Below are 21,377 nucleotides of genomic sequence, written 5' to 3' on the forward strand. Positions count from 1 at the left end.
GGACTGCCTTTTCTATTGTTTTTAGGACAGTCCCTATAATATTTTGCTATTTTTAGTGAATAAACTAGATTGCCTATTTACTATCTTACAGTATAGTTGAATTCATCAGATACTGTAATACCTGCATCATTAACAAGTTCTGCCTTATACACATAGGTTCCTCTTGCTTTCCCTTTAAATGATACGGAATCCGTTTGGGCATTTAATCCACTTACTACTAATGGTTTAGTTGAAATTAGTACTCCATTCTCATATAGCCTCCAAGAAGTACCATTTTCTCCCCACCACATGTTCATAATTATTTTATACTCCGAACCACCGTCCCAGTTATCTTGAGTTAAGCTTGGTTTAGCTGGCAATGTGCCCACTACTTTTGGAACGGTTACTGATACTTTATTAGATATAAGCGGTAATATTCCATCGCTTACTACTACTGTATATTCATAAGTACCTGGCGTTTTACCTGTACTATCATATACTATTGTTTGTGTTGTAGTTTTTCCTGCTACTAATGTGCCTGTTGTTATCGTTTTCGCATTTTCCATTATAGTATATGAAGTTGCGGTATTATTAGCTGGGACTGTTGCTGTTAGTTTATATGCTCCATTGCTTACCGCTCCTGCTGTTAAAGTTGCTGCTTGTAGTTTATTTACTACTGGTGGTAGCACTATTACACTTACTCGATTTGATGTAATGGTTTTGGTTCCATCAGAAAGTTCTACTGTGTAATCATATGTTCCTGGTTCCTTACCTGTACTATCATATACTATTGTTTGTGTTGTAGTTTGTCCTGCTACTAATGTGCCTGTTGTTATCGTCTTCGCACCTTCCATTATAGTATATGAAGTTGCTGTATTATTAGCTGGGACTATTGCTGTTAGTTTATATGCTCCATTGCTTACCGCTCCTGCTGTTAAAGTTGCTGCTTGTAGTTTATTTACTACAGGGGTACCCATTTTATTCCATGCTATGGTTGTCATTGGAGATCCTTTTGATAAATCATCATCAGAAGCATCCCAAATAAATACTCCACCATAGCCATTGGCATTTACATAATCACATCTATCACTTAATGTCTTTTCATCTTCATAAGTTAAAAATTCACCCTTTGATGCATTATATAAATATACTGCATTTGCTTTAGTATCATAGTATTTATTCCAACCTGGGGTAGTTTCTAGTTGCTTTAATATAAACCATGGTTCTTGTCCACCTGGTGAGGATGGATTATCCAAGGATCCCGAAGAAGCTCCGGTTGCGCTTTGATATAACCCATCTCCGTTTGGTCCTGGCTTAACACCTTTCCAACCTCTTGAATATAATGGTGATCCCATATTAAGCTTTGATGGAGAAATTTTATAAATATCTCTATAAGCCTTCATTGCATAATCTGAATTATATTTATTCTTCAAATCTGTTGGGGTTGTACCTGATGGATCCTCAGGGTTAGCATATAATGCTGCCTGATGATTCGTAGTTAGTTCCCATGCACCATGAATGTCATAAGTCATAACATTCATGTAATCAAGATATTGTTCATATTTAGATGGTTCTACTAATGCCATCTTATCATAGCCTGCTCCAGCTGCTACAGTTAACATTTTACCTGATAATCCATTTGCATTGTATGCATCCCTTATATCTTTCAATAGTAATGTATAGTTGACTTTATCCTCTGGACCACCTGGACATCCTCTATCATATTGATCATTTGGGTCTGCCTTTCTATCTACACCTGGATATTCCCAATCTATATCGATACCATCTATAAATGGATACTGCTTTAAAAATTCAACAACACTATTTGTAAATACTTTTCTAGTTTCTGCCGTCATAGCCATTGCATGAAAATTTTCTCCTCGTGTCCAACCACCAACAGAAATAAGTATCTTCTTATCTGGATATATGCTTTTATAATACTTATACTCTCCTAAACATCCTTTTAGTGGAGAATCCCACCCTCCTGAATGCTCCATTGTCTTCTCATAGTCCGCATAAGTATCTATTGAAGTGATTTTGAAATCGTTATTTACTGAAAAAAATGAATGATTAATTATATTAACTTTTGTCCATGGTATATCCTTCGGTTCCATTGATTGATGAGCAGAGTTGTACATTGCCCAATTAGGGAAATATGTAATTACATTCTTGTGAGCCATTTCAGTTACTGGCTTAATTTCTTTAATCGTTTTAGCTTCCACATTTGTTGTCATCCCTACAGCTATGGCCATCAGTGCTGCCACAGTTATACATGAAATAATTTTAGTTCCTTTCATAATGATCCCCCTACCATAATTTTTTTGATTAGTTACAGCATCAATAACTAACTTATACCAGCATATAACCACCTCCTTCACATGTCTTTTATCAACGGTATAGGAATATAATATTTTCTTTTCATAATTTTATTTTTATAAAATATTCATGTTTATAAATGCTTACCTTTTTCGACATTTTTATCCTCACCATGTTTATTTTGTCAACTTTTACACTTTACGCTTACACATTTACATATTTACATTTTTTCATACCAATGTCAATGTTTTTTTTCAAATTTCTACCTAAAAAGCGAATTTTCATTATGAAATAAGTTTTCAACACTTACCTATTAATGAAAAAAGGTAACAACAATGAATTTAATCATTGTTGTTACCTTTTTCCTCTTGAATTTTTCTGGTTATACTTTCTATTTAAATACATCCTACACAAAGCGCTGTTCTAACCTTTTACTCATATGTTTTACTACAAGAACATATAAACAATATATGCCTATCAATTATTATTTTATTTTTTGCATAATAATTCGTGGGAATTCCCTAATATCTCCTAGATGTTTTTCTATAATATCTTGTACAATTTTTAAATTAATAGCTTGATAATTATGAACTGCAATATTTCTAAATCCAACCATAGATTTTAACTTATTCATTAAGTCAGTATTAATCATACCATTGCTACATAAAACCTCAAAAGCATCTCTACTATTCTGTGGTATTCCTAGTTTTTTTTCCGAAACTATATGCATTGCTAAATCTATACATGCTTCACAAATCCTTTGTATATTTAATATTATAGAATCTTGTTTTGTATATTCCTTTAAATTTTCAGTATTATTATCATATACTTCATTAATTCTTTTTAAGCATCTTTCAATAATTTCAACCTTATTGTAAATTATATCATTCCCCATATACATTGCCTCTCTTCTTTATGTTTTCTAATATAACTGCTCTTTCTTCATTTAATAAAGCATATTCCTTAAATGTATACATTTCAAAATACATTCTTCTCGTATCATTATTACAATAAATTGTTTTGCCTGTTCCTACTACTTGTGATTTAAATACTGTAGATGATTTTTTTAAATCTACAAGATCAATTTCTCTATTAAGTAAACCTGCAAGCTCTTGTGAAATCATAAATATTTCATATTCACTAAAAGCTCCATCACCTAAAAATGCTATGTCGATATCACTATTCGCGTGTGAAGTTCCTTTTGCATATGATCCAAATATATATATAAGAAATGGTTTTATTTTTTTAATTAAAACTTCTTTTATAATATCCTTATCTTTATCCTTTAGTTCCAAAACTTTCACATCCTTTATAGCAATTATATTTATTATATCAAATTTTTGATTAATATACTAGGCCTAGATAAGTAACAAACAGTAGTTATATATTTAGTTCTTCTAGACACAAAAATGCTCCCCCCAAAGTGGACAGATTTTTGTTTTTTAATCTATCTACTTTAAGGGGAGCATATCATTGTCTACTCTATAAGAAACATTTTATATTGTCTGAGAGAACCTAAAGCACACTCTATTTAATCTTTTCTATTACAATTTGATTATCTTTTGCATCTACACCGATGATAGAACCATCACTTATATCTCCCCTAATAATTTTCTTTGCAATTGATGTTTCTAGGACGTTTTCAATATATCTTTTTAGAGGACGTGCACCGTAGATAGGATCATACCCCTCTTCTGCCATAAGTTGTTTAGCAACACCCGTTACTTTCATTAATATATTTTTATCTTTAAGCCTATTTTGGATATCTGCAAGGAATATATCTACTATTCCTTCTATTTCTTTTGTTTCTAAAGGTTTAAATAATATAATATCATCTAATCTATTTAGAAATTCCGGTTTGAATTTGGATTTTAGTTCACTCATAACCCTGTTACGGATATGCTGCTCTATACCTCCACTTTCTTTGTTTTCCAAGAGGTAGTTGCTACCTATATTTGATGTCATAATTATTATGCAGTTTTTAAAATTTACGATCTTGCCCTGATTATCTGTTAGCCTTCCATCGTCTAATATCTGAAGAAATATATTAAATACATCCTCGTGAGCTTTTTCTATTTCATCAAATAATACTACGCTATAAGGTTTTCGCCTCACAGCTTCCGTAAGCTGACCGCCCTCTTCATAACCTATATAGCCTGGTGGTGCTCCTATAAGCCTTGACACAGAATATTTCTCCATATACTCTGACATGTCTATTCTTATTATATTTTCACTACTCTCAAATAAGATTTTAGCTAACGTTTTAGCAAGCTGCGTTTTTCCGACACCAGTAGGTCCAAGGAATATGAATGAACCAATAGGTCTTCTTGGATCCTTCATTCCTGCTCTTGCGCGAATGACCGCATTTGATACCGCAGTCACCGCTTCTTTTTGACCAATTACCCGCTCAGATAATTCATCTTCAAGTCTTAGGAGCTTTTCTCTCTCGCTTTCTTGGAGATTTGTTACAGGTATACCAGTCCACTTTGATACTATCTGTGAAATTTCTTTTTCGGTTACCTCTTCTTTAAGCATAGCGGTTTCATTATTTTTATGAATTTCTTTTTCTTTTTCTTTTATCTGAGTTTCAAGCTTTGGAATTACTCCATATTTAAGCTCTGCCACTCTATTTAAGTCATATTCTCTTTCTGATTTTTCTATGTCCCCCCTTGAAGCATCGAGCTCTGCTTTCAAATTTCTAATTTCAACTATCTTAGATTTTTCTTTTTCATACTTTGATGTCATTTCATTATCTTTATCTTTTAAATTACTTAGCTCTTTCTCAAGTATTATGAGCCTTTTTTTTGAAGCCTCATCTTTTTCTTTGGATAGTGCTTTCTTTTCAATTTCTAACTGAAATATCTTACGTCTAGTCATGTCCATATCTGTAGGCATACTATCTATATCAGTTCTTATCATTGCACAAGCCTCATCTATAAGATCTATTGCCTTATCTGGGAGAAATCTTGCCGTTATATATCTATCAGAAAGTTTTGCTGCTGCAACAATAGCTGAATCATGAATTCTTATGCCATGGTATATTTCAAACTTTTCTTTAAGACCTCTAAGTATTGACACAGAATCTTCAACTGTAGGTTCTTCAACAGTTACTGGTTGGAACCTTCGCTCTAAGGCTTTATCCTTTTCTAAGTATTTTTTGTATTCATCAAAAGTAGTTGCTCCAATGCAATGAAGACTACCCCTGGCTAGTAATGGTTTTATCATGTTTCCAGCATCCATAGAACCCTCTGATTTACCGGCTCCAACTATATTATGAATTTCATCTATAAATAAGATTATTTTTCCTTCACTATTTTCTACTTCTTTAAGCACTGCTTTAAGTCTTTCTTCAAACTCACCTTTAAATTTTGCCCCAGCAATAAGTGCTCCCATATCTAAAGAAAATATTATTTTATTTTTAAGCCCTTCCGGTACGTCTCCCTTTACAATTCTTTGGGCTAGCCCTTCCACTATAGCAGTTTTACCTACTCCAGGTTCTCCTATAAGTACAGGATTATTTTTAGTTCTTCTAGAAAGTATTCTTATAACTCTTCTTATTTCCTCATCTCTTCCTATCACTGGATCTAATTTATGCTTTTTAGCTTGTTCCACAAGATTTGAACCATATTTCACTAATGCCTCATAAGTGCCCTCTGGATCAGGATTTTCCACTCTCTGATTTCCCCTAACTGTCGATAACACATTTAAAAAATCTTCTTTAGTTATATTAAATTTCTTTAAAATATCTTTAATGTCTTTAACATTTACATCCATAATACCAATCATTACATGTTCTACACTTATAAACGAATCTTTAAACTTTTTAGCTTCATCTTCTGCCCGTGCAAAAACTTCCTCAAATCTCCTCGTAGCATAAACAGAGCCACTGTCTGCACCACTTCCAGTAACTTTTGGCATACTATCTAGAGATTTTTTAATATCCTCATTAAGCCTTGTTATATTCACTCCCATTTTGCTAAATATATTAGGAATGAGCCCGTCCTCTTGAGCTATAAGTGCTGCAAATAAATGCACCGTATCTACCTGTTGGTGATTGTTTTTTACAGCTAATAATTGAGCCTCATTTAATGATTGTTGAACCTTTACCGTTAATTTTTCTACATCCATGTAAATAACCCTCCCTTTAGTTTATTAAATTATTACCCACTATTTAATTTTAATTAAAAAAACACCCATATAAATAAATTAAAAAACCATCTAGCCGTTTTATCAGCATAAAAGCCCTTATTTATGGGTGCCTCAACTTCAGTTTTTTAATTATATCACTAAATTAGTTATATAATTTACGTTTTTCCTTATCACAATTGTACCATATTATCTACTGATAAAACATTCCAAATTATTTTCACTTAACAAATTTTGTTTTGTAATTTTATTTGAGTACTGCCTGTGCTATTCTAACAAGTTGCTCTTTACTTAAAGCTTCGAGATACCTTTGACGTTCATTAAAGGTGCACTCTTCTAAAAGTTTTCTTACTCTGTGAGTTTCTATATATATACCTGAAAGCATCAAGTCTTTACTAGTTGAATCCATGTAATGCCTTCTCCAAATGTTATAATATGTTGTTGCAGTACTCTCACTGTAACCCTTATTTGTTAGTTTCATAATACTCGTTTTTTTATCTTGCTTTTCAAAGCATTCACAAAGTTTATATATTTTCTGAAGCATTATCATCTTTCTTTTCCTTCCTTCTTAAGCATCCAGGAAACATACAAAATACAAGTTTCTTGTTTATTTTTTATCCACACTTAATTTCTAATCATTTTATATTATACCATAATTTAGATAAAATAAACGGTATTTGTACACAAATTGCTATTTTTTTTGGAAAATTACTAACAAAGCACCGATTTATTGTAAGTACGTGTTTTGTTAGTATTTATATATAAAAACTAGTTTATAATATATATATATATTAAAGCGAGTGGAATTCTCCTATTACCACCGTTTAATTAATATTCGAGACTATTCAAAAAACAAAGAGTAGATTTCATCCCTAAATATGGGATGAAATCTACTCTTTATTAAAGGATGTTACATTATTTACTGCATGAAGTGTCATGCTTCCACCTTTAAATATAAAATTAATCAGCTTAAAAATATTATGACGCCTAATTAAAATAGTCTTAGTGTTATGCAAATATCAATTTGTATCACTCCCATTATCCGTAGACATGTTAAGTATTTTAAACAACCCTGAAAATAGCTTACGCGCTGCCGGTACTGCTGTCTGGGCAGCATAATATTTTTCTGGGTTCGGTTCTTCTATCGTAACTATCAAGGTTACCTTTGGATTATTAGCAGGTGCCATACCTGCGAAAGATGTTACATACTTACCAGAATCGTAACCCCCTGCGGTACTGTTAACCTTATTTGCAGTTCCTGTCTTCCCAGCTATGTGGTACCCCTCCATATAGGTCCCCTTTCCAGTTCCTTCTTTAACAACCCTTTCCAAATACATTCTTAATTCAGCTGCTTTTTCTTTGCTGGTTATAACCTTTTCGCCAAGACTATCATATTTTTTGTCCACAACTTTTTTATCTTCCACCATATGTGATATTTCCTTCATAACATGGGGTCTTATCCATGTACCTCCATTAGCTACTGCATTGAAGGCTGCGATATACTGCACTTGGCTAACTGCTACACCTTGCCCATAGGCCATCGTAGCAAGATCAATAGGTTTAATATTATTTAAATCCTTTATTAACCCAGTACTTTCACCTGGTAAGTCTATACCGGTTTTCTGTCCAAAGTTAGCTGCCTTTACGAATTTATAAAAATTTTCCTTTCCAATTTTTTGTCCCAGCTTAACAAATCCAACATTATCGGAATTTTTAATTATATCTGAAAAAGTCTCAACCCCATGATTCTCTTTATTATCATTATACAATGTTGTATCTCCAACCTTAATGCTTCCATCACTTACAAAGCTGTCCTGGTCCGTTACCACATTATTTTCAAGTGCAGCAGCAGCTGTTATAACCTTGAAAATTGATCCTGGCTCAAACACATTACTGATAGCTCTATTCTTCCATATTTCCTGTATTTCACTATCTGTTTTCCCTTCTGCATAAGGCTTATTTAGATTATAGCCCGGTGCATTAGCCATAGCCAAAATTTCACCATTTTGGGGATTCGTAATTATTATACTTACGGACTTGGCACTATTTTCAGCTAATGTTTCTTTTGCTACTATTTCAGCTAGATTTTGAATTTGTTCATCTATAGTTAATGTTAAATCCTTTCCGTCTACAGGTTGAACCGTGGTTGTTTCTTTGTAAGGCAATTCATTATTATTCCTATCTACTTCTTCCACTTTTACCCCCGGAATACCCGCTAATTCCTTATCGTAACTCTGTTCTACTCCACTTATTCCATCCCCGTCCAAATTTGTATGTCCAATAACATGGGATAAAAAGCTATCATTTGGATACATTCTCTCTACATCGTTTGAAATTATTATGCCATTATATTTCAAATCTTTAATCGCATCTACCGCCTTCTTATCAACCTTTCTCTTTAATGATACAAATTTAAGTAGCTTACCATTACTATCTTTGCTATCTATTATTTTTTTAACTTCGCTATTTTCAACATTCAGTTTCTGCGACAATTGTTCAACAGCTTGTTCTTCAGATATTTTTTTATTTTCTAAATGTTTTTTAAATACATTTAAATCAACATCAACCCTATAAACATCTGCACTTAATGCCAATTTTGAGCCGTTTCTGCTCAGAATCTCCCCCCTCTTTGGAGCTATTTTTATAGCTTTTGTCCAATTGTTTAATGCCAGATGTTTATAATTTGAACCATTAATAACCATCAAATAAACCAATCTACTCACAAGACCCATAAATGCTATAGAAAATAATATACCTGCAAAAAAAATCCTTTTCTTTCTCACCTTTTTTATTTTCAATTTGCTCACCAACCTATTATATATATTTCTTCCGACGTTTACGCAATTCCCTTCACTCTGTAAGTCACCAATATATTAGAATTTATTCTAAAATTTATTTGCTTGAATTTTAGTTTAACATAAGTACATAGAAAATACCGAAATATTATATTTTGTATAATACTTCTATCAACGCGTTTTAATTAATATTCGAGACTACTCAAAAAACAAAGAGCAAATTTCATCCCTAAATATGTGATGAAATCTACTCTTAACTTAAAAAGACTTTAATTTGTAATCTAGCCATTTATTAAGTTCTACTAAATTTAGATATATTTCCTTAACCATTCCTTTGTTCCTAAATCAGCAAAGGCTGCATCAACACTATTAAGATAAATTTGTTTATACTCCTCAAAACTAATGTTAAATTCTCTTAATAATACATTACATTCCTTAGTCATATTTGTATCAGATACAGTTCTATTATCAGTATTTACGCTCACCTTAATTCCATCATTATAAAAATCATAAATTGGGTGGTTTTTAAAAGTATCAATTGCTTTAGTCTGGATGTTACTTGTTGGACACATTTCAAGAGTAATTCCTTTATCTTTTACAATGTTATAGGCCTCAATGCAGTCTTTAATAAATACTCCATGACCTATTCTATCTGCCCCTAAAAGTTCCACTGCTTCAAGGACGTTTTTTCCTATTCCTGTTTCACCTGCATGAATAGTTACTCTATATCCATATTCTTTAGCGAGTGTTATAGGTTCTATAAATTTTTCACAAAAGCCTTCTCCTTCTGATCCACATAAATCTATTGCAACTACACCTTTTAATAGATACTTTCTGCCAGCTTTTACAACCTCAAAGGCTTTATCAATAGACATAAATCTCATGCAACAAAGTATTACATTCCCTTTTATATCATATTTCTCTTCTGCATCTTTAATCCCAGATATTACACTCTCTATTACGTCTTCTACACTTAAACCCTTCGTTATATGAAGTAGTGGTGCAAATCTAACTTCAATATATTTTACATTTTCTTTTGCACAATCGCAAAGAAGTTCAAATGTAATTCTTCTTAAACTAAGCTTTGATTGCATTACTAAATTCGGAATTTCAAACCTTTTTAAATACTCATCAAGAGACTTACATTCTGCTGGGGCTGTAAGCTCTTTTTTAATATTTTCAATATCATAGTAGGGAATACTTATACCCTCCTCTTTTGCTATATCAATTATTGATTCTGGTCTTACACTTCCATCCAAATGACAATGCAAGTCAATTTTAGGTAAATTTTTAAATTCCATATTGTCCTCCTTTTTAATTTTAACGATATTTCAGCTCCGCAGGAGATGATTTAATTATCAAAAAATAAAAAATCCTGACCACAAAGAAGATATCCATAATTGTATCTTCTTCGTAATCAGGAATTATAGGTCCCTGGTAGAAACCCCCAAACCATATTATTGGGGTTATACGAGTTTAAACTTTAAAATTTGTGTTTTTTATATTTTATCATAAAGAAAAAAATAGTCAAGCTGTGAATTTTCCTTAGATCAGCTTCGCAGAAGATTATCTAATACCTTAGAACAACCAACACAGTCATAGAAATAAAATATATAACAAGTGGGATATATTGTTTTTTTTCTATATCTATAATTTTTTCTTTTCTTACTATATTTTTTTCTTCAAAGTGCTCTTCTTCTTCAATGAGTTCTAAGCCGTCTTTCTCCTCTTTATACTCTTTTAATTTTCTTATATTTATAAATAATATAGCACCGCCAATCAGAAAAAATATTGAAGATTTGAGGAAAACTACAGTGAAACTATCATTCATTGCACCAGTTGTAGCAGCTGCTTGTGCTTGCGCTTGGTCTATCACACCATTCTTTATTCCAGTTTTCACAAGCTTCATGTAATTCATTGCAACTTTACTTAAAATAAAGGATATTGAATTATTTGCTGCGTGAAGTATCATACTTCCTAAAAGTGATCCTGTATATTCCCTCACCTTTAATAGAACAAATCCCAAAAACATTACATATATAATTTGCATGACATTACCATGAAAAGTTGCAAAGATTGCAGTTATTATAAAATATTTTGTTTTTTTATTTACTCTTTCATAAGCATCTAAAAGAATTCCTCTAAAGAATACTTCCTCAAAAAATGCTGGTACCAAAACTATCACCACTAACCCTAATAATGTTGAACTGCTGTTTAGTAATTTAGATATTGCCATACCATCCTTTATTGCAATGGGGAATAACTTCATGCTTATCATATTAACACCTATTGCAAAAATATAAGTACCGACTGATACACACATAATTAAAATAACTTGCTTTAGAGATATCTTCTTTATTACCATTACCTTATTAAATCTTCTTTTAGTAATCCTGCAATATAATAAAGCAATTCCACCAAGTGCTATAACACTGGTCCCTCCAGAAAGCAGAAGTGAAGTACCGCCACTTATAGAACCATGTAATCTAAATACCCTTATTGCTATTATAGGTATTGAAATAAATAACAATAACGCTCCTAATAATAAACTATTAGCTAGTAGTATTTTTTTATCTTTCATAAATTTTCTCCTTAAAATGTAAAATTTTCTTCGAATTAATGCTTTTTAAGCACAACCTTAACTCCAATAAATATTAATACTCCAATATATATAATAAGCTAATCACCTAGAATAATCAAATTCTTAATTTTCACAACTATCTTATTATCATCACAAACAATTTTAATTTCATTTCCAATTTGTGTTGCTGAATTGCTAATAAGGAAAGCCCCTATAGGCTTATTATGCTTACAGGGGCTTTTTTATTTAAGATTGTTATTTTTAAATCCAACAGTTGAAACCACATTATCATCTTTAATATCAAGATACTTTATTTCCACCTCATCATTTTCCTTTGTTAACACTATATCAATTCCTGAAGCTTTAGTAACCATAAATATAGTATTGTTTCCTACTAGTTTTACATAAAAAACAGTATTTCCACTCTCTGCTACAGGGTTTATTCTTAAAATTTTCCCACGTGTAATCTTCTCTTTCGCCTTTATACTATTAGCATTTTTATTCGAAACATCACTTATTTTTCCATAAGATATAGCATTCTTGAAGCTTTCTATTGCCGCCTCTTTAGATTCTTCAAGGACTACATAACTATTCTTAGCCGCTACAATTGCTATTTTCACTATTGCTCCGTCGCTTTTATTAACTACAGGAACAACCCAAGCCTCTGATCCAAAAACATTATAAAATAGCGGTTGAACTGGAGTCCAGTTAGCTTTATCTGCGCCGAGAGCTTTGTCCACAGCATTCATTGCACCTTTTCCATTTATATACCCTGGTGTTTTATAATAAATCATTTCACCACTTCTCATATCCATCATTGAATATCCTGTCATTGTAGTAGAATTTTCAGAGGTATTAGTATGATCAGTAAACCACTTCATTCTACCATCAGTGTCTATAACCCCAGTGACTTCTTTAGAGTTAACCTTAAGCCCTTCAACCTGTGTTTGCCCTTCCCAAGCTGTAGGTACATGAACTCCTTTTTTAGCTATAATTTTGTTCAAAAGTCCCTTCTGATACGTACCGAAATATTTATTATATAATTCGGCAACATTAGACGGATGAACCTCATCAACCCAATTTGGAACTTTACCTACTTTATAATCTGTTGCCTTAGCATCCTTAAACGAATAAAGTATTACCCCGTCAATTACTGGAAATTTTCTTCCAAATTTATAATGACCATAACTTCCTACATAATACGGATTATTCTCGTCATCAAGTTCTACATTAGCCTGAAAAAGAATTGATGATGGTTTTTGCTGCCTTAGATACCTTTCTAAATCTTTTCCAAATAAAAGTGATTCTGCTACTTTCGATGGTACACTAATTACTTTTGCCTCTTCAGGTTTTTCAGCCGAAACATATATTGAACCTGGAATTTCGCTATTTGTAATAGCGCGAAAAAGACCATCCACTTCTATAGGTGCAACATAAGAGGCTCCTTCCTTTGTCATAGTAATTCCTAGCTGCCCTATACTATAAATACTTGGATTTGGAAGAGTTCCAATCATTTTTTGCATTTCATAATAAGCAGTTTCTGGCGATATAACTATTATATGACTTGCATCTGCTTTTAAAACGCCCTCACTACTTTCTTTTACTGGAACTTCGAATGCAAGCTTACTAGCTCCTGCAGTAATTATTGGATATAAATTATATCCAATACTCAAAACTAAAAGTATACACATAACACTTACAAATTTGTCTTTATTCTTTCCATTTAACTTTGATAATAAGCTCATCTGAAAAATAGCTGGTACCCATAGAGCGGCCATGATAAAGTAAATACTTCTATCAACGCATACTACGTAAAATAAAAACCAACTGAAAATAAGACCAGTTATACCTCTTGCAATCTGCTCATTTTTATCTTCTTTCTTTATGCTTGGTTTTAAAAATAGCAGTATCATTATAATATAATATATAAGAATCCCCCCAATTTATCTTTCCTTACTTGAATTATATAGTAATAGGTCATATTATACAATTTTTCCTAAAGAAACATAATATCTAGTAAATATAACAAAAATCTATTTCCTACATTTCTTGATTATCTAGCGTACCCTAAAAATATATATCTGAAAACTCAATCTTAATCTTTTCAATATTACTATTAGCACTCAAATTATTATTAACAAAAACTTCCTCAATATCTAGTAACTTTTTTATAGGAAGTTCAAAACTAAATTCACTTCCTATATTAATCTCGCTTTCTAAAAACATTTTACCTCCATGCATTTCTACTAACGACTTAACTAAAGATAATCCTATACCACTGCCTTCTCTATTTCTCGTAAGGGACTTATCAACTTGAATAAATCTTTCGAAAATACATTGTTGCTTTTCTTTTTGTATTCCAATGCCTGTATCCTTAACAGAGATAACAACACTATCTTTTCTTTCAAAAATATATACTAAAATATTTCCACCTGAATTTGTGAATTTTATTGCATTTGAAATAAGATTCAACATTATTCTTTCTATTTTATCTTTATCACAAGCTATTATTTTTTCTTCCATTTCTGTATCAAATAAAAGTGATATTCTTTTATTTGATACATACTCAGCTACAGACAACGTTATTTCCTCTATAATACTAACAATATTACAATTACTTAAATGAATTTCAAAATATCCTGCATCTATTTTTGTTACATCTATTAAGTTATCAGTCAATCTTATTAATCTGTAACAGTTTTGTTTCATAGTTCTTAAATATCTCTTGCTTTTACCCTCATTTTCATTAAAGAGTTCCTTGAATTTAAGTTCCATAAGCTGGACAGTACCCGAAATAACATTGATTGGTGTTCTTAATTCATGAGATATATTCGCAAAAAAATCCGTCCTAAATCTATCATATTTAATTGCTTGATTTAAAAATCTTGTCTTTTCCTCATTTTCTTTCATTATCGCTTCATTTTCAAGTCGCTTAGTAATATCCCTTGCTGACAATATTAAGGCTTTAACTTTATTATTATCATCTAATAATTTATTACCACAAATCTCTAACCACACAATACTTCCGTTTGCATGCAAGCATCTACATTTAAATTTTTCATTTGTAGTTGAAGCAATTAGTTTTCTAATTTGCCTTAATACATTTTTCTTATCATCCCTGTAAACAAAATCAAAAACATGCTTTTCAATGACATCATCTGTACCATACCCAAGTATCACCTTTTGAGCAGCTGTAATATATTTAATTCTACCATCAATATCTGTTTTTATAATCATATCAGAAGTATTTTCAGTTATTTCTCTTAATAATGCTTCATTCTCCCTTAGATTTCTCTCCATCTTTTTTCTTTTGACAATATTGCGAATTACTATTAAAACTGCTAGCTTCCCCTTATATTTAAACGTAGATGTGCCTAACTCAACATCAATAATAGCCCCCTCGTTGGTAAGAAATTTTTCTTCGATAAATCGTGTATTCATTCCGCCTTCATATATTGTATTTATTCTACTCTTAGCAATATCAATATAATCAGGATGAACAAAATCCATAATGCTTCTTCCAATTATAGCCTTAGGGTCCTTCATGTCGAACAATCCTTCTGCTGCAGGATTAGCTAAGACTATTTTTCCATCACTGTGCACACATATAGCATCTGGAGATAATTCAAATAATCTTTTATACGCTTCCTCACTTTCTCTTAATTCACTTTCAATTTTCTGAACTTTAGCCTCTTCTATACTTATTTTTTCCATAACAGCAGCAACCTGAAAGCAAATTAGCTTAAGCATTTTTAGTTCCATTTGGCTATAGTGAAAATTTTTCTCTATGTATACAATCCCTAATAACTCATCCTTATAAATCAATGGATAAAAAGCTTCAAAACCTCCGCTACCCTTATTAATTATTTTTTCTTCTTTACAATCACAGATTTCTTCTATAGTGCCTCTAAATATATTAGAGATATCATTAATATTTTTTTCATTATAAAAAATTGCTTCGCCACAATGCTCTTTCCATTCTACTACTCCAAAATTTCTATTTACAATTTCTAAAACTAATACCCTTTTCACTTTAAAATAACTATTTATTATATTAATTAACTTGTTATACAAAGCATTTCTATCATTTTCAAATAACAAAACTTTCGATAATTCAATAACTTTATCAACATCTATTTCTTGTAATACATTATTATTAATATGTTCACTCATCTTAATTTCCCCTTTTTAAATCCATTGAAATGTCGTTAAACTTATAACCGAATTGACTTATTTTTAGAGCCTTCCCAAAATATTATATTCTACAAAATATAGTATAAACCTTTTTTTTTCGGATTTCATTTTGTATAATTTAGAATTTTTTACTATTTTATGACAAAGTCAAAGTAAAAACCTACAACAATAAAAATAATATCTAGTAATGAACTCATAATCTTGCTCCAAAATATGCTTACTACTTTTATAATCCTAATAGCTCCTCAGTAGTATTGTTTTGTCCCATAATATTTTATGGTACAATTAGATTAAAAACACATCATGTATTCTATGGAAGCTAGCTCACAAAAGGAGATGCAAAACTTTGGAAAAGTTATATTATGAAAATCCATATCAATCAGAATTTACAGCAGAAGTAATAAATGTAATAAAAAAAGAAAACAAGTATCACGTTGAACTGGACAAAACCTATTTTTACCCTGAAGGTGGTGGTCAACCAAGTGATACTGGATATATAAACGGTGCTGCAGTAACCTATGTATATGAAGAAGATGAAAAAATTTATCATGTAGTTGCCGTGAACCCTTTAAAAATTCATAGGGTTAAATGTAGCATAGACTTTGATAAAAGATTTGACTATATGCAACAGCATCTAGGGCAGCATATACTTTCTGCTGCTATTTCTGATTTATTTAATGCAACTACCATTGGTTTTCACCTTGGCACGGATTCTACTACTATTGATATTGATAAAGTTATTGGCATTAATGAAATTAAAATTGTTGAAAAAAAAGCTAACAAAATTGTATTAGACAATATTAAAGTAGAAATACTATATCCAACCAATTCTGAACTTAAAAAATTATCACTAAAAAAAATCCCAGTAAAAGCTGGTGAAAAAGTAAGAATAGTTAAGATAGGTGATATTGATATAAACCCTTGCTGTGGTACACATCCTCGCTCAACTATCGAGGTGCAATTAATTAAGGTTACAAAATTTGAAAAGTATAAGACTGGCATAAGAATTGAATTTATATGTGGACAAAGAGCTGTTTCTGATTATGCCTTAAAACATGAAGCCATGGAAAAAATGTCTAAACTTTTATCCTGCAATAATGCTACAGTTTTGTCCGTTGTAGAACGACTTTCCGGTGAACTTAATAAAGCACTTACTGAAAAAAGGGCCCTAAAGGCAGAGGTCGCGCAGTATGAAGTTCAAAATATGTTAGAGGCAGCCCCAAAAATAGAAGATATCAGGATACTTAAATGCATTTATGATAATGGAGATTTAAAATATACTAATACCTTAGCTACAAAATTGGTATCTGCTCCAAAGGTTATCGTTTTATTTGGAGTAAAATCTGGAGATAAAGCAAATCTTTTATTCATGTGCTCAAAGGATTTAAATATCATTAGCATGAGCTCTATTTTAAAAGATGCCATAACTCTAATAGACGGCAAAGGTGGTGGAAGTGCCTTTTCTGCACAAGGTGGTGGACGTAATAATAATAATTTAGATTCTGCGCTAGATTACGCTTACAACAAAATTAAAGAAAATATAATCTCTGGTTCAAAAAATTAAATACTTTACTAAGGTAATTTCATTAACAATTTAATAGTTACAGGTGAAAATATTAGGCACATTTCAATAAATAACTTGTTATTTATTGAAATGTGCCTAGCCTTGTTATTTCTAAAAAACAAAGTCTCTTGCCCCCTATAACCCTTCAATATACGTTTTACCATCCTCTGATAATCCGATACACAATGGAGAAACCATTACTTCGCGAACTTTATAATATTTTAAGCTTCCATCTTGTTGTGGTTTAAAAAATCCTGAAAAATCATGAATAGAATAATATTGACCTTTTTCTTTACCGATATAAATCATTGCATGTACTGGAAGAACATAGCTTTTCTGCTGCCGCCTTTACAGATTTTTTCCCGAGAATATCTGAAACAACTGCTATACCATCAATATTTGCTATCTTTAATAAAGCTACGTTTTTCTCAGTAATCCCACCAATAGCAACTACAGGAATAGAAATGTTATCTTTTATTTCTTTCAAGCAGTTCACTGAAACTGCACTTGCATCATCTTTAGTAGCTGTAGGAAACATAGCTCCAACGCCCACATAATCTGCTCCTTCTTTTTCTGCCTTTTGAGCTTCCTTAAGTGTTGAAGTAGAAATCCCTATTATCTTATTATTTCCTATTATACTTCGTGCAACACCCGCTGGCATATCACTTTGACCCAGATGAACCCCAGCAGCATCTATCGACTGTGCAATATCAATTCTATCGTTTATTATTAATGGGACCTTATATTTATCTGTAATAATTTTTATTTTTGATGCAATGTTATAAAATTCTAAAGTACTTAAGCTCTTTTCTCTAAGTTGAACTAATGTAACTCCACCTTTTATTGCTTCCTCCACACCAGTATATATATCTGTATCCACTAATACATCCCTATCCGTAACAAGATAAAGGCTGTAGTCTATATTATTCTTCATTTATTTTGCTCCTTTTCATTATTAGATCTTCAGATAAATTGTAAATAACATCTAGCATTTTCACTTTAAAGGTTCCTGATCCTTCACTATTTTTATCTAAGCTCTCATAAGCTATTTCTCCTGCAATACCCATTGAAACGATTCCTGCGAGTGCTGCTATTAAATTGTTATCTCCTGCACCTAAATAAGTGCCAATAACTGAAGTACACATGCAACCTGTACCTGTAACCTTGGACATTATTTTATGACCATTTTCTACGGAGTAGAGAGTTTTTCCATCTGATATAATGTCTACCACACCTGTTATAGCTACCACGGTATTAAATTTAATAGCAAAATCCCTTGCCATTTCCTTCTCTCTTGTAAATCCATCGCTATTCATAGAAAAACTCTCAGAAGCATCCACACCTCTTGTTATAGTTTCAATACCATAGAGTGTTTTTATCTCAGATAAATTTCCACGAATAACCGCTAATTTCACTTCACTTATAATTCTTTTACAAGTTTCTGTTCTATAAGTTGTTGCTCCTACTCCAACAGGATCTAGGATAACAGGTATATTTAATTCATTTGCCATTTTTCCTGCCTCAATCATAGACTCTATAATTACACTATTTAATGTTCCTATATTTATAACAAGTGAAGACGCCAGTGATACCATCTCAGAAACTTCATGGATATCCTCCGCCATAACTGGTGATCCACCAATAGCTAGTGTAATATTAGCACAATCATTAATAGTAACATAATTTGTTATTTGGTGTACCAATGGGTTCTTTTCTTTTAAATTGTTTAGTAATTCAACTATTTTCTTATTAATTTCCATTTAGACATCATCCTCCAACTTATTGTATATATAAATCCTGTAATAATCATAACAGGCACTGTAGCCCCTAGTACAAAATCAAGTTTTATAAAACTATAGTAAATTACTATTCCTATAATCCATACAAGGATTGCTCCCCAATTTATAAGTACACTAGATTGCAGCTTTGTATTTTTCTTTATTATAAAATAATCAGTAATCAAAATTGCAAATAATGGTGCAAAAACTGATCCTATAGCATATAAAAAGCCCTCATAATTTTCTATAGGAAGTATAATCGCTGCCAGTGTCCCAATAATTGTCATGACAATACCAACTTTTTTTTCACTGAGCTTTGGCATAATGTTTAAGAAAGAAACTCCTGCTGAATACACATCTAAAAATGTGGTGGTTACTGTAGATAACACTACTATCCCGAGAGCCGCCATTCCTAAATTTACAGCAAGCATCATAGCTGAAGGATCTGAATTATTCGAAACTATAGTAGCCCCGAGGCCTATAATAAACATCCATGAACTCCCTAAAAAATAACCTATGAAGCTTCCACAAGCTCCTTGTTTTTCACTTTTTGCAAATCTAGTATAATCTGCAATTAAAGGTAGCCAAGAAAGAGGCATAATTATACTGAATTCTAGTGCACGTCCAAAAGATATTCCTCCAGTACTTGCTTTTAGTAGTAATGTTTTATCTTTGAAGATAATTGTTCCAAGTACCAATGTAAGTATAAAAAGCAAAGATACAGCTGTAATATTTAATTTTTTCATACCTGCATTTCCAAAACAAAGCCATAATACTGTGAGTACTCCTATTAGAATGATACATACTAATCCATTATCAAAACCCCATAAACTTTGAGTTATTAAGTTTACAAAACTCGCTGCTACCTTTATCATAACTGCTGTCCAACCAATTAGTTGAAGTATATTTAAAATTGAAAATAAATAGGTACTATATACTCCAAAAGAAATATTGGTTGAAGTCATTGCTGGCACTTTTTCCCTAGTTCCGATGATGCCACCTAGTATCAATATTCCGGTGCCAATTAAATGTCCTAGTAAAATTACTATTATCCCTATTTTAAATCCTAAGGGTGCAATTAATCCTCCCGTCATTATTTCAGCAATGGATACCGCAGCTCCAAACCATAAAAATACAAAAGTCCAAAAACCTAGTTTTTCCTTATCATTAATCATTTGCCATTCTCGCTTTTTTATATAATTCATAGAAGTGATTGGTAGGCCCTACCCCATGCCCAATATCTAAGGAATGCTTTATAGCAGTTGTTATATACTGCTTTGAATTTTTTATTGAATCCTTCATGCTAAAGCCAAGCGCTAAATTTGCAGCTATGGCTGAAGACAAAGTACATCCAGTTCCATGAGTATTTTTTGTATTTATTCTCTTAGACGTAAAATGTATAATTTCACTTCCATCATAAAACACATCTATGGCATCGAACTGCATATGTCCACCTTTTATAAGCACATTTTTGCATCCTAGCTTGTATATTTCTTTTGCTGCACTTTCCATATCTTCTACTGTTTCTATGTCCAAAGCATCTGAATTTACTTCGCGAAGTATTTCCTCAGCCTCTGGAACATTAGGTGTAATAAGTGATGCTAGTGGAATTAGTTTTTTAATCAAAGCCGTTTTTGACTCTGGCTTTAACAGTGAATAACCGCTTTTTGAGATCATTACGGGATCCAGTACTATGTTTTTAGGATTGTATTGTTTTAATTTCTCACTTATTGCATCAATAGTTGAAATCCTCGATACCATACCAATTTTAACAGCATCTACATCTATATCTGTAAAAACAGCGTCAATTTGTGCCTTAATTATTTCCTCGTCTAGATCCCTAACTTCAAAAACACCCCTAGTATTCTGTGCTGTTATCGCCGTAATGACACTCATTCCATATACGCCATTTGCACTAAAGCTTTTTAAATCTGCTTGCACTCCAGCCCCTCCTGAGCTGTCAGAACCTGCTATAGTTAAAACTTTTTTCATATCAATTTCCTCCTAAAATAATTGTTTTTTAA

General features: G+C 31.8%; 16 protein-coding genes and 1 riboswitch. Of the genes, 1 reads left to right on the plus strand and 15 read right to left on the minus strand.

Features of this window, described 5'->3' with window-relative positions:
• Positions 1–80 precede the first annotated feature (80 nt).
• The 10 genes from ACWJJ7_RS07075 to ACWJJ7_RS07120 form a co-directional block, all read right to left on the minus strand.
• A complete protein-coding gene (locus ACWJJ7_RS07075) occupies positions 81–2,276 on the minus strand; it encodes a glycosyl hydrolase family 18 protein (protein ID WP_462964543.1) in 2,196 nt (731 codons plus the stop codon).
• 503 nt (positions 2,277–2,779) lie between these two features.
• Positions 2,780–3,190, minus strand: a complete 411-nt coding sequence (gene hepT, locus ACWJJ7_RS07080) for a type VII toxin-antitoxin system HepT family RNase toxin (RefSeq protein ID WP_462964544.1) — start codon at positions 3,188–3,190, stop codon at positions 2,780–2,782.
• Positions 3,180–3,590 carry a type VII toxin-antitoxin system MntA family adenylyltransferase antitoxin gene (gene mntA, locus ACWJJ7_RS07085; RefSeq protein WP_462964545.1) on the minus strand — a complete coding sequence of 137 codons (411 nt, stop codon included), beginning with the start codon at positions 3,588–3,590 and terminating at the stop codon, positions 3,180–3,182. Before mntA ends, hepT begins: the two co-directional genes overlap by 11 nt.
• Positions 3,591–3,822: 232 nt before the next feature.
• Positions 3,823–6,423: an ATP-dependent chaperone ClpB gene (gene clpB, locus ACWJJ7_RS07090; protein WP_462964546.1), complete on the minus strand. Its 2,601-nt coding sequence runs from the start codon at positions 6,421–6,423 to the stop codon at positions 3,823–3,825.
• 265 nt (positions 6,424–6,688) lie between these two features.
• Complete coding sequence (locus ACWJJ7_RS07095; RefSeq protein ID WP_462964547.1) at positions 6,689–6,985, minus strand: hypothetical protein; 297 nt, start codon at positions 6,983–6,985, stop codon at positions 6,689–6,691.
• A 475-nt stretch (positions 6,986–7,460) separates the two neighbouring features.
• Positions 7,461–9,239, minus strand: coding sequence for a peptidoglycan D,D-transpeptidase FtsI family protein (locus tag ACWJJ7_RS07100; protein WP_462964548.1), 1,779 nt, complete (start codon positions 9,237–9,239; stop codon positions 7,461–7,463).
• Between the two features lie 305 nt (positions 9,240–9,544).
• Entirely contained in the window at positions 9,545–10,537 is a 993-nt protein-coding gene (gene add / locus ACWJJ7_RS07105) for an adenosine deaminase (RefSeq protein ID WP_462964549.1), read from the minus strand.
• 93 nt (positions 10,538–10,630) lie between these two features.
• A riboswitch (purine riboswitch) is annotated at positions 10,631–10,730 on the minus strand.
• A gap of 76 nt (positions 10,731–10,806) precedes the next feature.
• On the minus strand, positions 10,807–11,817 hold the full coding sequence (locus ACWJJ7_RS07110; protein ID WP_462964550.1) for a lysostaphin resistance A-like protein: 1,011 nt from the start codon (positions 11,815–11,817) through the stop codon (positions 10,807–10,809).
• Positions 11,818–12,059: 242 nt separating this feature from the next.
• On the minus strand, positions 12,060–13,730 hold the full coding sequence (locus tag ACWJJ7_RS07115) for a hypothetical protein (RefSeq protein WP_462964551.1): 1,671 nt from the start codon (positions 13,728–13,730) through the stop codon (positions 12,060–12,062).
• 154 nt (positions 13,731–13,884) lie between these two features.
• A complete protein-coding gene (locus tag ACWJJ7_RS07120; protein WP_462964552.1) occupies positions 13,885–15,990 on the minus strand; it encodes a PAS domain S-box protein in 2,106 nt (701 codons plus the stop codon).
• Positions 15,991–16,357: 367 nt separating this feature from the next.
• On the opposite strand from ACWJJ7_RS07120, the gene ACWJJ7_RS07125 reads away from it, so the two are divergent.
• Positions 16,358–17,575 carry an alanyl-tRNA editing protein gene (locus ACWJJ7_RS07125; protein WP_462964553.1) on the plus strand — a complete coding sequence of 406 codons (1,218 nt, stop codon included), beginning with the start codon at positions 16,358–16,360 and terminating at the stop codon, positions 17,573–17,575.
• Positions 17,576–17,710: 135 nt separating this feature from the next.
• On the opposite strand, the gene ACWJJ7_RS07130 is transcribed toward ACWJJ7_RS07125, so the two are convergent.
• From ACWJJ7_RS07130 to thiD, 5 genes are read right to left on the minus strand one after another with little or no spacing between them, the layout of a single operon-like run.
• On the minus strand, positions 17,711–17,884 hold the full coding sequence (locus ACWJJ7_RS07130) for a hypothetical protein (protein WP_462964554.1): 174 nt from the start codon (positions 17,882–17,884) through the stop codon (positions 17,711–17,713).
• On the minus strand, positions 17,868–18,509 hold the full coding sequence (gene thiE / locus ACWJJ7_RS07135) for a thiamine phosphate synthase (protein WP_462964555.1): 642 nt from the start codon (positions 18,507–18,509) through the stop codon (positions 17,868–17,870). Before thiE ends, ACWJJ7_RS07130 begins: the two co-directional genes overlap by 17 nt.
• The gene (thiM, locus tag ACWJJ7_RS07140) at positions 18,499–19,335 is read right to left on the minus strand and encodes a hydroxyethylthiazole kinase (protein ID WP_462964556.1); all 837 of its coding nucleotides are present in this window, start codon (positions 19,333–19,335) and stop codon (positions 18,499–18,501) included. Before thiM ends, thiE begins: the two co-directional genes overlap by 11 nt.
• Positions 19,314–20,528 carry a putative hydroxymethylpyrimidine transporter CytX gene (gene cytX / locus ACWJJ7_RS07145; RefSeq protein WP_462964557.1) on the minus strand — a complete coding sequence of 405 codons (1,215 nt, stop codon included), beginning with the start codon at positions 20,526–20,528 and terminating at the stop codon, positions 19,314–19,316. The genes thiM and cytX overlap by 22 nt, the downstream gene beginning before the upstream one ends.
• Positions 20,521–21,345 (minus strand): bifunctional hydroxymethylpyrimidine kinase/phosphomethylpyrimidine kinase, encoded by an 825-nt coding sequence (gene thiD / locus ACWJJ7_RS07150; RefSeq protein WP_462964558.1) that lies wholly within the window; start codon positions 21,343–21,345, stop codon positions 20,521–20,523. Before thiD ends, cytX begins: the two co-directional genes overlap by 8 nt.
• Between the last annotated feature and the right edge of the window lie 32 nt (positions 21,346–21,377).

It is taken from the genome of Clostridium sp. CM042 (assembly GCF_055080995.1).